General features: G+C 64.2%; 9 protein-coding genes. 7 read left to right on the top strand and 2 right to left on the bottom strand.

Going from position 1 to position 14277, the window contains the following annotated elements:
- The first annotated feature begins 55 nt into the window (after nucleotides 1-55).
- On the top strand, nucleotides 56-907 hold the full coding sequence (locus PDMSB3_RS21195; RefSeq protein ID WP_165187611.1) for a LysR family transcriptional regulator: 852 nt from the start codon (nucleotides 56-58) through the stop codon (nucleotides 905-907).
- Between the two features lie 123 nt (nucleotides 908-1030).
- Here PDMSB3_RS21195 and PDMSB3_RS21190 read toward each other — a convergent pair whose 3' ends face one another.
- The gene (locus tag PDMSB3_RS21190) at nucleotides 1031-1612 is read right to left on the bottom strand and encodes a hypothetical protein (RefSeq protein WP_327197032.1); all 582 of its coding nucleotides are present in this window, start codon (nucleotides 1610-1612) and stop codon (nucleotides 1031-1033) included.
- A 174-nt stretch (nucleotides 1613-1786) separates the two neighbouring features.
- On the opposite strand from PDMSB3_RS21190, the gene PDMSB3_RS21185 reads away from it, so the two are divergent.
- Nucleotides 1787-2224 (top strand): MbcA/ParS/Xre antitoxin family protein, encoded by a 438-nt coding sequence (locus PDMSB3_RS21185; RefSeq protein WP_007178812.1) that lies wholly within the window; start codon nucleotides 1787-1789, stop codon nucleotides 2222-2224.
- Entirely contained in the window at nucleotides 2221-2922 is a 702-nt protein-coding gene (locus PDMSB3_RS21180) for an RES family NAD+ phosphorylase (RefSeq protein ID WP_007178811.1), read from the top strand. Before PDMSB3_RS21185 ends, PDMSB3_RS21180 begins: the two co-directional genes overlap by 4 nt.
- A 50-nt stretch (nucleotides 2923-2972) precedes the next feature.
- Here PDMSB3_RS21180 and PDMSB3_RS21175 read toward each other — a convergent pair whose 3' ends face one another.
- Complete coding sequence (locus tag PDMSB3_RS21175) at nucleotides 2973-3710, bottom strand: metallophosphoesterase (RefSeq protein ID WP_007178810.1); 738 nt, start codon at nucleotides 3708-3710, stop codon at nucleotides 2973-2975.
- A 238-nt stretch (nucleotides 3711-3948) separates the two neighbouring features.
- Between PDMSB3_RS21175 and PDMSB3_RS21170 the strand changes: the two genes are divergently transcribed.
- The 4 genes from PDMSB3_RS21170 (at nucleotide 3949) to glgB (ending at nucleotide 14183) form a co-directional block, all read left to right on the top strand.
- Nucleotides 3949-4611, top strand: coding sequence for a DUF1345 domain-containing protein (locus PDMSB3_RS21170; RefSeq protein WP_007178809.1), 663 nt, complete (start codon nucleotides 3949-3951; stop codon nucleotides 4609-4611).
- Between the two features lie 467 nt (nucleotides 4612-5078).
- A complete protein-coding gene (locus tag PDMSB3_RS21165; protein ID WP_165187607.1) occupies nucleotides 5079-8519 on the top strand; it encodes an alpha-1,4-glucan--maltose-1-phosphate maltosyltransferase in 3441 nt (1146 codons plus the stop codon).
- Nucleotides 8516-11980, top strand: coding sequence for a maltose alpha-D-glucosyltransferase (gene treS, locus PDMSB3_RS21160; protein WP_007178807.1), 3465 nt, complete (start codon nucleotides 8516-8518; stop codon nucleotides 11978-11980). Before PDMSB3_RS21165 ends, treS begins: the two co-directional genes overlap by 4 nt.
- Entirely contained in the window at nucleotides 11973-14183 is a 2211-nt protein-coding gene (gene glgB, locus PDMSB3_RS21155) for a 1,4-alpha-glucan branching protein GlgB (RefSeq protein WP_007178806.1), read from the top strand. The genes treS and glgB overlap by 8 nt, the downstream gene beginning before the upstream one ends.
- Nucleotides 14184-14277 lie beyond the last annotated feature (94 nt).

Raw genomic sequence — 14277 nt, 5'->3', positions numbered from 1 at the left:
TCGCCCAATCATAATAAACAGACATCGTTGATGATTTCATCTATATTGGTTTGAAATGAAAGTTCTCGATCTCGATGCCGTCCGCGCGTTCGTTCTGGTCGCCGACCTGCACAGCTTCACGCGTGCCGCAGACGCGCTCGACACCACGCAATCGGCCGTCAGCCTGAAGCTCAAACGGCTGGAGGCTCATCTCGGCAAGCAATTACTGGAGCGTACGCCGCGGGCCGTGCGCCTTTCCGCGGACGGCAACGCGTTCCTGAGCGCCGCACGCGAGCTGCTCAACGCGCATGAACGCGCGCTGGGTTCGCTGTCGGTGGAGCGCCGGCGGCTCGCGCTGGGGCTCAGCGAGCACGTCGCGGGGCCGGACTTGCCGCTTTTGCTCGGCAGGCTCAATGCGCACGATCCGGGACTGGTGATCGAATTGCATCTGGGCACCTCCGCCGCGCTGCTCGCACAATTCGACGAACGGCGCCTCGACGCGGTGATCATCCGCTATGGCGCCGACGAACCGCCGCGCGCCGACGCGCAGGCGCTATTTACCGAACCGCTCGGCTGGCTCGCCACGCCGGCGTGGTTGCCGCGAGTCGGCGAGCCGTTGGCGCTGGCGCTGTTGAGCCCGCCGTGCAATGTGCGCGATGTGGCGCTGCGAACGCTCGCGCAGGCCGGCATTGGGTGGCAGGAGGTGTTCGTTGGCGGCGGGGTGGCGGCTGTCGGCGCAGCCGTCGCGGCGGGGCTCGCGGTGTCGCCGCTGGCGCGCCGGGTCGCACCGCGCGGTCTGGTCGATGTCGGCCCGCGGCTGGGCTTGCCGCTGCTACCGGAATCGCGCGTCACGCTGCATTCGCGGGTCAGGGACGAGCGGTCGGCGGAAACGTTGCGGCTGGTCACTAATGGGTTGGCGAGCGCTTGAGGTATCTGTTCATGAACAGCTGTTGCCTAGCTGCGTGAGACCATACTGTGGCGCGTGAAGCATTCATCAGCAGCACAACGCGGCTCATCATGACGTAGCGCAGAGACGAGCCTGAGTTCGAAATCAGTGGATGATCGGCGGCAGCGAGCCGCTGCTGGCCGTAGCGGGATTGCTCGATGCATTCGCCGGATTGGCATCAACTTTCGCGGATGCCACCGGGTTTGCCGACGGAGCCGGCACATTCACGCGAGATGCAGCCGGTTTTGCGGCATCGGATTTCGCCGTGACTTTGACCGCCTGCGGATGAGCTGTCCTGCGTTGAACCAGATGATTGGCGTGCACGACTTTGCCCTGCCCCGGTTTTGCCTGAACGACCTGTGCGTGCGGCTTTTTACTCTGCGTCATGCCGGCCGCTTTCCTTTGGGTCTTGTTCGTGCCTGCTGCCTGGGTCTTGCTCTTCGTGACGCCGCTGGCCGCCACCTTCCTGATGCTTCCGTGCGCCGAGGGCTTGTTGCCATGTGCCGACGCAACGCTCGGTGCAGCGTGCCCAGCGCCTGCCATAGGTTTGGGAGCGGCCTTTGAAGCTCCTTTCGAGCCAGCAGTAGACTTGGCTCCGGTGGCTGTCCCGGTCTTTTTCCCGGCCTGCTTCGTGATGTGTCCGGTTTCCTCGGGCGGATTCCACACCTCGGCGTAGCCCGCGGCCACGGCCGGACCCGACATACACCACACGGCAAGCGCCGCCCCTGCTGCTGCTCGAACCCTCATCTCCCGCTTCTCCTGAATTTCGACTTTCATACCGAGCCGGGGATTATATTCTCTTGCAAAAATCCATATTTAGACTATTATCAATTTCAAGTACAGATAAGGACTTGCCCGCTCATGGCTCACGCTGCTCGTGCCACCCACCCCGAAGAGCCGATTCGTCGGCCGTCTTCCGCGCCCACGCTAACGGAAATGTCCGCGGCGGGTCTGCGCGCGTTCTTCAATATCGCTCGTGACTGGGACTTGAGCGCGGAAGAGCAGATCGTGCTGCTAGGGTCGCCGGGCCGCTCCACCTACTTCAAATGGAAGGCGGCGCCTGAAACGGCCCGCCTCGGGCGCGACACGCTGGAACGCCTGTCGCTACTGCTCGGTATCTACAAGGCGCTGCAAATCCTGCTGCCGCAAGCCAGCGCCGCCGACACCTGGATCAAACGCCCCAACAGCGCGCCGCCGTTCGGTGGCCGCCGCGCGCTGGACCGCATGCTGGCGGGCAATATCAGCGACCTCGTGGCCGTGCGCCAGTATCTCGACGCAATGCGAGGCGGCTGGGCGTGACACAACCGCATTGGCAGGACCGCTGGCGTACCACGCCGCTCGACTGGGCACCGGCATATCGCGTGATTCCAACGCGCTTCCCGGCCGTCAATCTGTTCGACCGGGTCGCCTCGCCGGAGGATTTCGACGCGCTCTACGCGCTCGAAGCCATGACCAACGACCGTCTGCGCACCGAGATCGGCGAACTCGATCTGGTGCCGCGCGAAGAGCGCCGCTTCGGGCCGGGCTATGGGCCGATCATGGCCGCGCTGACACACCTGAATCCGCTCGGCAGCCGCTTCTCCGACGGCACGTACGGCGTGTTCTATTGCGCCCGCTCGCGCGCCACCGCAATCGCCGAAACGCGCTATCACACGGGGAAATTTCTCGAGGCGACGGCCGAGCCGCCCATGCGCCAACAGATGCGCCTTTACACCGTCGTGGCGCGAGGCAACGTGGTGGACATTCGCGGAGACGAGTCGGTGGGCCTCGCGGTGCTGTCGCCGGATGATTATCTGGCCGGGCAATCCCTCGGCCGAGCCATCCGCGAGGCAGGTGCGCCGGGCATCGTGTATCCATCGGTGCGGGACGACGAAGGCGAATGCCTCGCCGCGTTCAAAACCACGCTCCTGCGCGACTGCCATCACGCCGCGTATCTGGAATACAACTGGAACGGCAAGCAGGTGGACATGGTGTTCGAGCTCAGCCAGGTGGGCTAGGCTGACAACCCGGCGCCGAGGCCCACCGTCGACGCGGCGTCAACACAGCGTCAAGGTAGCGCCAACGCTGCCGCCCCTTCCGCGCGGGCCTCTTCGACCGAGATCGACCAGCGGCGCAACGCCAGCGGCTCCACGATCGTGAGCTTGCCGCCCGGCCCGAACGCGCCGGTATCGATGAACACCTGCGAGCCGACCTGCTTGATGTCGCGCATCGGCGTGTGGCCGCAATAGGTCAGCGAGAGACCGCGCTGCCGCTGCGGATCGCCATTGCCTAGCGCCAGTTCGCGTCCCCACAGCAATTGCTGGCGGGTTTCGGCGGAGAAATTCCCCGCGTCGAGTTCGGCGTCCGTGCCGAAGAATTCCGCGTGCAGCACGTTGAAGCGCTCCTTGCCGCTGCCGACCACGCGCGCGAGCGGCAAACCGCGCAAAAGCTCCGCGTAGTGCTGCAAGCGTTCGTCGGATAATTGCGCCGCCCATAGGCCGCCGATTCCATACCACCACTGGCGCCGCACGCGCCCATCGGCGACGGCGCACAGCATGTCTTCGTGATTGCCGAGCACGGCGAAAAACCACGGCTTGTCGAGCAGGGCCAAAGCGAGTTCGGAATGCTCGCCGCGATCCACCAGATCGCCGACCGAAAAGAGCCGGTCACGCGCCGGGTCGAACGTGATCACGCGCAGCAGATAGCGCAATGCATCGACGCAGCCATGCAGATCGCCGACCACGAAGTCGCGACCGCTCCGGTTGGCCGGGTGATGTTCAACGGAGTTGACGAGTACGGAAACCATAAGCCTATGATAATGCGGCATCTGTGACGTGTATGCGCGCTGCCCATCGTATCCTGGCGCCGTGGCGAGCGAGAACGACGCAAATTGACGCAAAACTGTCGAATTCGCGGCAGACCTTACCGGAAACACGCCATCTGCGCGGTCACTATCGCTGAGTGCGTAGTTTGGCGACACGGCGTGGATGCCGGTCGAAGCACGAGTAGAATCCGCGACACCGAAAGCCTTCCCTACTCCATTCATGTTCACCAAATATATTCCGCAGGTTCTTCGCAATCGGCCACGCATGCTGGTCGGCCTTGCGCTCGGTATCATCGCGGCGCTGGCCATGCCGGAACACCCGCGGCCGATGGTTCGCGTGCTGGCCGGCTGGGACGCGGCCATCTGGAGTTATCTGGCGATGATCTGGGTGTACATGGCCGTTGCCGATGAAGGCAGCGTGCGCGAATCCGCTCGTCGCGACGACGAGAACGCGGGCGTGGTGCTCATGGTGATCTGCGTGGCCACCATTGCGAGTATTGCCGCCATCGTGCTGGAACTGGCGTCGGCGAAGGGAACAGCCGGTGCTTCCACGGTCTGGCACTACGCGCTGACGGGACTCACCATGTTCGGCGCGTGGTTCCTCATCCCGACCATCTTCACGCAGCACTACGCGCGCCTTTACTACGATCCCGATGCAACGGAGACGCCGCTGCTGTTTCCCGACAAAGCGCTCCAGCCGGATTACTGGGACTTCCTGTATTTCTCGTTCACCATTGCCGTGGCCTCGCAGACGTCGGACGTCGTGCTGCGCTCGCGTTCGATTCGCCGCGCCACACTCGCGCAATCCGTCCTGTCGTTCTACTTCAACGTCGCCGTACTGGGCTTGTGCGTGAACATTGCAGCGGGCCTGCTCGGCTCGTAAAGCTGCCGGCACGAGCGCGCTGCTTGCCGACGCCGCTGCCGTATAAAACTCCGCCTTTTGCGGTCCTCGCGCCGCCCGTAACGCACCGCATGTAAATCCCGGGCGGCGCCGCCCGTTTTACATACAGCGACCGTTCACGGCCGCGCGCCAGCCGCTCGCGCCTGCCGTCGCATCTTCCTGCCAAGCGTACTGCACGACGCTCTCCCACCCCGTCCATCGCTGTTTCCGCGCCTCACTGGCACAGCGTTTGCTGCCTCTTCCGAATCGATCTGGCCGGCCCGTGCAATCGACGCCTGGCGTCAAAGCACCTCTTACTGGCCAGCGGCGTGACGATCTTTGCACTACATTGACCAGTACGCGCCTTCGCTTCATGCATCGCGCGGTATCCGGCTCTGGAAGCCCAATGAGCGCTGTGATCGCATGCCAATTGCATCCACACCGCAGCAGGACGAATCTGGAAACGACCGATGGAATCTCCGAACGGGTACGCGCCGCGGATCTACTTTTTTCATTCACTTCTGGTTGGGCCGCTCGATGCGTGGCCTGCGCAGTTCGCACATGCAGCCGCGCTGGGCTTCGATCATGCGTTGATCGGCAGCCTCTTCGAGCCTGGACAGGCCGGCCACGGACAGGTGGTGGGCAACCACGCGCGTCTGCATCCGGTATTCGAGGCCCAACAGCCCGCCACCGAGGCGATTCGCACGCTCGCGAACGCCGCCGCCCAGAACGGCCTGACCTTGCTGGCCGATCTGGTGATCGACCGGATGGCCGCCGATGGCGCGCTATACGCCGAACATGCCGACTGGTTCCACCCGTTCGAGTCTGAAGAGGCGCGGCTCGACCCGCGCCATGTGCATCGCGAGGACAACGTCGCGTATGCGAACTTCAACGACCCCGGCAGCAGCGCTGCATTGGTCGGCTGGTGGACGCAGCAGTTGCTGGCGCTCGCCGACGCCGGCGTGGGCGGCTTCCGGTTCGATTCACCGCATCGCGTGCCGGGCGCCGTCTGGCGCCAATTGGGCGATGCGGTTCGCGCGAAGCATCCCGAGGTGCGTTTTCTCGCCGCCACGCCCGGCCTGGCCCGCGAGGATCTGCGCGGCCTCGAAGGCGCGGGTTTCGACAGTGTGTTTTCGTCGGTGCGCTGGTGGGACTTCCGCTCGAGCTGGATGGTGGAGGAACACGCCGCGCTCGCGCGCATCGGCGCGCCCGTCGCGTTTCCCGAAGCGCCCTACGGCACGCGCCTCGCCGCTGAGTTGAGCGATGCGCACGACGCGGCCATCGTCGAGCGGGCTTACCGGCGCGCGCTGTTCGCGTCGGTGGCGATCGGCACCGGCTGGATGATGCCGATGGGCTTTGAATACGGCATCACCGAGCCGATGTCGCAAACGCGCGGCGATGCTTCGCAGTTCGCCGTCGCTGCCCAGGCCAAACAATTCGATCTATCGGAACGCATCACGCACGCGAACCACGTGGCGCGCAATACCAAAACGCTGCACGCCAACGGCGAATTGCGTCCGCTGAGCGGGCCCGGCGCACCGGCGGCGATATTGCTGCGCGCCGACCAGCCCGACCTGCGCGACGCCGATGAGTCGATCCTGATCGCGATCAATCCCGAACTCGGGGCGCCGCTGCGCGTCGATCCCGCGCGCTTCCTCGCAGGCGTGCCGGGTAACTTCACGCGCTTTGTGCCGCTCGACGCGCCCGCCAGCGCTTCGCCCGCCACGCTCACGCCGTTCACGCTCGCGCCGGGCGCGGTCCGCCTGTTCCGCGCGGTCACGGAGAAGCCGATCCGTCTCGCCCCGCCCATCGACAAAGCGAACAGCAAGCGCAGCGGCCGCAAGACCGTGCTCGAAGCGATCAACGCGCCGCGCGTGGCGATCGAGAGCGTGACGCCCTCGGTCGACAACGGCCGCTTCGCCGCCAAGCGCACCGTGGGCGAACGCGCTGAAATCACCGCCGCGATTTTCGCCGAAGGTCACGACAAGATTGCCGCCGCAGTAATCTGGCGCGCCGCCGACGAAACCGCCTGGCACGAAGTGCCGATGACGCCGGCCCAACCCGCCGGCCTCGATATCTGGAAAGCGCGCATTCCGCTCGAACGCCTGGGCCGTCACGAATTCACGGTGATCGCATGGCGCGACGACTTCGCTTCGCTGGTCGAACATATTCAGAAGAAGCTGAAGGCGGGACAAACCGTCGAACTCGAACTCGACGAAGCCGCGCATCTGTTCGCGCTGGTGCTCGCCGAAGTGGAAACCTCGGAAGGCGCGGTCACCGCGCCGCTCGAACATATCGTCAAGGAATTCACCAAGGCGGACGCTGAAACGAAGCTCGCGCTGCTGCTCGCGCCGACCACGGCCAAGGCGATGACCGCCGCGCGCCACCGGCCGTTCCTCAGCCGCGACCCGGTCATCTACAAGATCGATGCGGACCGCACCGCGGCGCGCTTCGCGAGCTGGTACGAGATCTTCCCGCGTTCCATGAGCGACGACGAATCGCGCCATGGTACCTTCGCCGATGTTATGAAGAAACTGCCGCGCATTCGCGACATGGGTTTCGACGTGCTGTATTTCCCGCCGATTCACCCGATCGGTGTGGCGAATCGCAAAGGCCGCAACAACACGCTGAACGCGCAGCCGGGCGACGTCGGCAGCCCGTATGCGATCGGCGGAGTGGAAGGCGGCCACACGGCCGTGCATCCGCAGTTGGGCACGTTAGACGACTTCAAGGCGATGCTCGCCGCCGCGCATGAGCACGGCCTCGAAATCGCGCTCGACTTCGCGGTGCAATGCTCGCCGGATCACCCGTGGCTCAAGGAGCACCCGACGTGGTTCGCATGGCGCCCCGACGGCACACTGCGTTACGCGGAAAATCCGCCGAAGAAGTATCAGGACATCGTCAACCCGGACTTCTATGCGCACGACGCCAAGCCGGATTTATGGCTCGCGTTGCGCGACGTGTTCCTGTTCTGGATCGAAGCGGGCGTACATATTTTCCGCATCGACAACCCGCACACCAAACCGCTGCCGTTCTGGGAGTGGGTGATCGGCGACGTGCGCGCGCGCTATCCCGACACGATCTTCCTCGCCGAAGCCTTCACGCGGCCGCGCATGATGAACCGGCTCGGCAAGATCGGCTTCTCGCAGTCGTACACGTACTTCACGTGGCGGGAATCCAAGCGCGATTTCATCGAGTACATGACCGAGCTCACGCAAACCGGTGCGCGTGATTCGTACCGGCCGAATTTCTTCGTCAATACACCGGATATCAACCCGCGGCATTTGCAATCGCAGGGACGCACGGGCTTTCTGATTCGCGCGGCACTCGCTTCCACGCTGGCCGGTTTGTGGGGTGTGTATTGCGGTTTCGAGCTATGCGAAGCCGCCGCGCTGCCGAACAGCGAGGAATATCTCGACTCCGAGAAGTACCAGTTGCGCGCGTGGGACTGGAACCGGCCCGGCAACATTGTCGGCGAAATCAGTGCGCTGAACCGGATCCGCCGTGCGAACCCGGCGCTGCAAACGCATCTCGGCCTGACGTTCCTGCCCGCGCACAACGACAACATCCTGTGCTTCGAGAAGGCGACCGAATCGCGCGACAACGTGATCGTCGTCGCGATCAATCTCGACCCGTTCAACGAACAGGGCGCGGATATCGAATTGTCGTGGGAGACTTTCCAGAAATGGAATCTGCACGATCATGGCCCGCTGGAAGTCACCGATCAGATGACCGGCGCGCGCTTCGAATGGCACGGCCGCTGGCAGCATGTCCAGCTAGGGTCGGGCCAGCCGTTCTCGATCTGGCGCATCGCGCCGTTCGGCGGCTTGCCCGCCGAACGGCCGGATGAAGCCGACAGCGACTATCACGCAGACGCTGGCAACCCAACCCCCACGGAAGGTGCGACATGAAGCGTGACGATCCAGCCCAAACCACGTCGCAAGCCCACACGAGTGCCGCCACCGGCGGCGTCGCGAAAGCGCGTACGCATCGGCGCGGCAAACCCGCGGCCTTGAGCGACGATCCGCTCTGGTACAAAGACGCGATCATTTATCAGGTGCACATCAAGTCGTTCTTCGACGCGAACAACGACGGCGTCGGCGACTTTCCCGGCCTGATCGCGAAGCTCGACTACATCGCCGAACTCGGTGTGAACGCGATCTGGCTGCTGCCGTTCTATCCGTCGCCACGACGCGACGACGGTTACGACATCGCCGATTACCGCAACGTGCATCCGGACTACGGCAACCTGTCCGATGTGAGGCGCTTCATTCAGGAAGCGCACGCACGCGGCATTCGTGTGATTACCGAACTGGTGATCAACCACACGTCGGACCAGCACCCGTGGTTTCAGCGCGCGCGCCGTGCGAAACCGGGTTCGAACCACCGTAACTACTACGTGTGGTCCAACACCGATCAGAAGTACCTGGAAACGCGGATCATCTTTATCGATTCGGAGCCGTCCAACTGGACGCACGATCCGGTGGCGGGCGCGTATTACTGGCACCGCTTCTACTCGCATCAGCCCGATCTGAATTTCGACAATCCGGCCGTTTTGAAGGAGGTGCTGCAGGTCATGCGCTTCTGGCTCGATATGGGCATCGACGGGTTACGGCTGGACGCGGTGCCGTATCTGGTGGAACGTGAAGGCACGAACAACGAGAACCTGCCGGAAACGCACGCGGTGCTCAAGAAGATCCGCGCCACCATCGACGCCGAATATCCGAACCGGATGCTGCTCGCCGAAGCCAACCAGTGGCCGGAAGACGTGAAGGAATATTTCGGCGACGAAGACGAATGCCACATGGCCTTCCACTTCCCGCTGATGCCGCGCATCTACATGTCGATTGCGAGCGAAGACCGCTTCCCGATCACCGACATCATGCGGCAAACGCCGGACCTCGCCGAAACGAACCAGTGGGCGATTTTCCTGCGCAATCACGACGAGCTGACGCTGGAAATGGTCACGGATTCCGAGCGTGACTATCTATGGAACACCTACGCAAGTGATCGCCGCGCGCGCCTGAATCTCGGCATTCGCCGCCGTCTCGCGCCGCTGATGGAGCGCGACCGCCGCCGTATCGAGCTGATCAATTCGCTGCTGCTTTCCATGCCCGGCACGCCCGTGATCTATTACGGCGACGAGCTCGGCATGGGCGACAACATTCACCTCGGCGACCGCGACGGCGTGCGCACGCCGATGCAATGGTCATCGGATCGCAACGGCGGTTTCTCGCGCGCCGACCCTGAGCAACTGGTGCTGCCGCCGGTCATGGGCTCGCTCTATGGTTTCGACGCGGTGAATGTGGAAGCGCAAAGCCGCGATCCGCATTCGCTGCTGAACTGGACCCGGCGCATGCTCGCCACGCGGCGCGCAAAACAGACTTTCGGGCGTGGCACGATCCGCTTTCTGAAGCCGGAAAACCGCAAAATTCTCGCGTACCTGCGCGAGATGCCGGGTGAGCCGCCGATTCTCTGCGTGGCGAACCTCTCGCGTGCGCCGCAAGCGGTGGAGCTCGATCTGTCCGAATTCGACGGTTCCGTGCCGATCGAAATGACTGCGGACTCCGTGTTCCCGCCGATCGGCCAGCTGACGTATCTGCTGACGTTCCCGCCGTACGGCTTCCTGTGGTTCATGTTGTGCCCCGGCGGCCAACGTCCTACCTGGGCGCAAGCGCCTTCGGAACCGCTGCCGGAATTCGTCACGATCGTGATTCGCGAAGGCCAGGTCGGTCCGACGCCGGAGAACGTGCGCCTGCTCGAATCGGAAGTGCTGCCTTCATGGCTGAGCCGGCGCCGCTGGTTTGCGTCGAAGGATCAGAAGCTCAATGCGGTGCGGCTCGCGGCATTGACCACGATTCCGAACGGCGGCTTTGCGTTCACCGAAATCGAAGCGGACGTGGGCAAGCATACGGAACGCTACGTGGTGCCGATCGCGATTACGTGGGGCGGCGAAACCACTTTCCCGCTGTTCAAGCAACTGGCGTTGGCGCGCGTGCGGCGCGGCCGCAATGTCGGTCATCTGACGGACGCGTTCGCCCTGCCGATCTTCGCTCATGGTGTAATGCGCAAGCTGCGCGAACGCGCCGTGGTGCCGACCGTGCAGAAGAGCGAAATCAAGTTCCTGCCAACCGAACGTTTCGCCGAACTCGAAGGACTCGGCGAACGGCCGGAGATCCGGTGGCTCGCGGCAGAGCAGAGCAACAGTTCGCTGATCATCGCGGACGCCGCGGTGCTGAAACTGGTGCGCCGTCTCGTGAGCGGCATTCATCCGGAAGCCGAAATCAGCCGCTACCTGACGCAATTGGGCTATGCGAACACCGCGCCGCTGTATGGCGAAGTGGTGCGTGTGGACCCGGAAGGCGTGCCGCACACCCTCTGCATTCTGCAAGGCTATATCGACAATCAGGGTGACGCGTGGAACTGGTCGCTCGACTATCTGCGCCGCTCGGTCGACGAACTCGCCATCGCCGTCGATACCGAAACGCAGTCGGTGCCGGACCGGTCCAACGAGGCGATTCTGGTGGAAGGCTACAGCACGTTGGCCGGCATCATAGGCAGACGCCTGGGCGAACTGCACGTGGCGCTCGCCTCGCCGACGGACGACCCGGCATTCGCGCCGGAACCCGCCAGCGCGGAGCAGGTGAAGGCGTGGGTCGACGGCACGCAGGCAATGCTCGCGAGCGCGCTGGATCTGCTCGCGCCGCGTATCGAGCAGATGAGCGATCCGGAAACCAGGGCACTGGCGCAGAGCCTGATAGACCGTCGTGCGGCGCTGGTTGCCGCTGTCGACTCGCTGGTTTCCGCCAACGCGGGCGCGCTGCGCATTCGCATTCACGGCGACTTCCACCTCGGCCAGGTGCTGGTCGCGCAGGGCGACGCGTATCTGATCGACTTTGAAGGCGAGCCGGCACGGACGCTCGAACAACGTCGTCAGAAATCGAGCCCGTTGCGCGATGTGGCCGGCCTGCTTCGCTCGCTCTCGTATGCAAGCGCAGCGGCGCAATCCACCACGGAAGCCGCGCCGCAACAGACCGCCGATCGCAAGCGCGCGCTGTTCGACCGTTTCCGCGCCCATGCCGCCGACAAGTTCCTCAACGAATATCGCGCGGCCGCCGCGGAAGCGGCAACGCCGCTCGTGGCGCCCGAAGCCGAACAGGCGTTGCTCGATCTGTTCCTGATCGAAAAAGCGGCCTACGAAATCCGTTACGAAGCGGCCAACCGCCCGACGTGGCTCAGCCTGCCGGTACGCGGCCTCGCCGCGCTCACCAGCCGCCTGCTCGGCGACACCGGTGCGCCGGGCCACGACACCTCAAACCAGGCGCCAGGCGCCGCCACACCGCCTAATCCGGCCGAGGGCGACTATGAGTGAGCATGATCCGGCCGCAGGCCTCCAACCGCTCGATATCGACGCGCTTGTCGAAGCGCGCCACCCCGATCCTTTTTCGCAGCTCGGGCTGCATCACGCTGAAGCAGGTCCGGTGGTGCGCGCGCTGTTGCCGAACGCCGCGCACGTCAGCGTGATTTCGCGCGCCGACGGTTCCGCGCTCGGCGAGCTCGAACAGTTGCGCCCGGGGCTCTTTGCCGGCCGCATCACGTCCGCGGCGCCGTACCGTTTGCGCATCGACTGGCATGGCGTCGTGCAGGAAATCGAGGATACCTATTCGTTCGGCCCCGTTCTCGGCGACGAGCCGCTCGGCCGGCTCGCAGGCGGCGATCCTTACGCGGTGCTCGAATGTCTCGGCGCCCGCCCGATGGAAGTGGACGGCGTGCCGGGTGTGCGCTTCGCCGTGTGGGCGCCGAACGCGCGGCGCGTCTCGGTGGTGGGCGACTTCAATGCATGGGACGGCCGCCGTCATCCGATGCGGCTGCGGCATCAGGCGGGTGTGTGGGAACTGTTCGTGCCACGGGTCGGGCCGGGTACGCGCTACAAATACGAGTTGCTATCGCGCGACGGCCATCCGCTGCCCTTGAAGGCCGATCCGTGCGCGATGCAAACCGAGAAGCCGCCGGGTACGGCCTCCATCGTTGCGCATGTCGACGAAGTCGAGCAGTTTCCGTGGAGCGATCACGAGTGGATCCAGTCGCGTGCCGACAAACAGACCGCGCGCTCGCCCATTTCGATCTACGAAGTGCACGCCGAATCCTGGCTGCGCGTTGCGGAAGAAGGTCAGCGCGGGCTCGATTGGGAAGAGCTCGCGGAACGGATGATTCCGTACGTGAAAAGCATGGGCTTCACGCATGTGGAGTTCATGCCGATTGCGGAGCATCCGTTCGGCGGATCGTGGGGCTATCAGCCGCTCGGGCAGTTCGCGCCGTCCGCGCGCTTCGGCAAACCCGAACAGTTCGCGAGGTTCGTCGACAAGGCGCACGAAGCCGGACTCGGCGTGATCCTCGACTGGGTGCCCGCGCACTTTCCAAACGACGCGCATGGTCTGATCGACTTCGACGGCACGCCGCTCTACGAGCACGCCGACCCGCGCGAAGGCTATCACCAGGACTGGAACACGATGATCTACAACCTCGGCCGCAACGAGGTGAGCGCGTTCCTGATCGCCTCCGGGCTGGCCTGGTTGAAGCGCTATCACGTCGACGGTTTGCGCGTGGATGCTGTCGCGTCAATGCTGTATCGCGACTATTCGCGCGCCGCCGACCAGTGGGTGCCGAACATTTACGGCGGCCGCGAGAATCTCGAATCTATCGCGTTCCTCAAGCGCCTGAATCATGAAGTGGGCTATGTGCCGGGCGTGCCGGGCGCGATCACGATCGCCGAGGAATCGACCGCGTGGCCTGGCGTGACGGCGCGCGTCGAAGACGGCGGCCTCGGTTTCCAGTTCAAGTGGAACATGGGCTGGATGCACGACACGCTGCACTACATGGAAGAAGATCCGGTCTACCGCCAATACCATCACCACAACATGACGTTCGGCATGGTGTACGCGTATTCGGAGCGCTTCGTGCTGCCGCTCTCGCACGACGAGGTCGTGCACGGCAAAGGCTCGCTGCTCGGCAAGATGCCCGGCGACAGGTGGCAGAAGTTCGCCAATCTGCGCGCGTACTTCGGTTTCATGTGGACGCATCCGGGCAAGAAGCTGCTGTTCATGGGCGGCGAATTCGGCCAGATGGCGGAATTCAATCACGACACGTCGCCGCATTGGCATCTGCTCGACGATTCGAATCACCACGGCGTGCAAATGCTGGTGCGCGACCTGAACCGTCTGTATAGCGACGAGCCCGCGCTGTATCTGCTCGATTGCGAGCCGGGCGGCTTCGAATGGCTGATCGGCGACGACAGCGGCAACAGCGTCTTCGCCTATCGCCGCACCGACGGCGCCGGCCGCGAACTCGTCGTAGTCTGCAACATGACGCCGGTGCCGCGGCTCGGCTACCGGATCGGCATGCCGCGCGGCGGACGTTGGGTAGAAGTACTCAACACGGACGCCGGCGTCTACGGCGGCTCGAATATGGGCAACGGCGGGCTGATCCATACCGACTCCCAATCGAGCCACGGCTGGCCGCATTCCGCGGCGCTGACGCTGCCGCCGCTCGCGACGATCGTATTGCGCGCGGACTGACGCAGGTGCAGTAAGGCGAGCGCGCGGCGTGCGTCATTTTCGCGCCGCGCGCTCGTTGCATGAAGACCCACGATAGCGTTCAACAATCAGAACA

This window comes from Paraburkholderia dioscoreae, from assembly GCF_902459535.1.
Taxonomy (GTDB): Bacteria; Pseudomonadota; Gammaproteobacteria; order Burkholderiales; family Burkholderiaceae; genus Paraburkholderia; species Paraburkholderia dioscoreae.
This window is presented reverse-complemented; position numbering and strand designations above follow the sequence as displayed.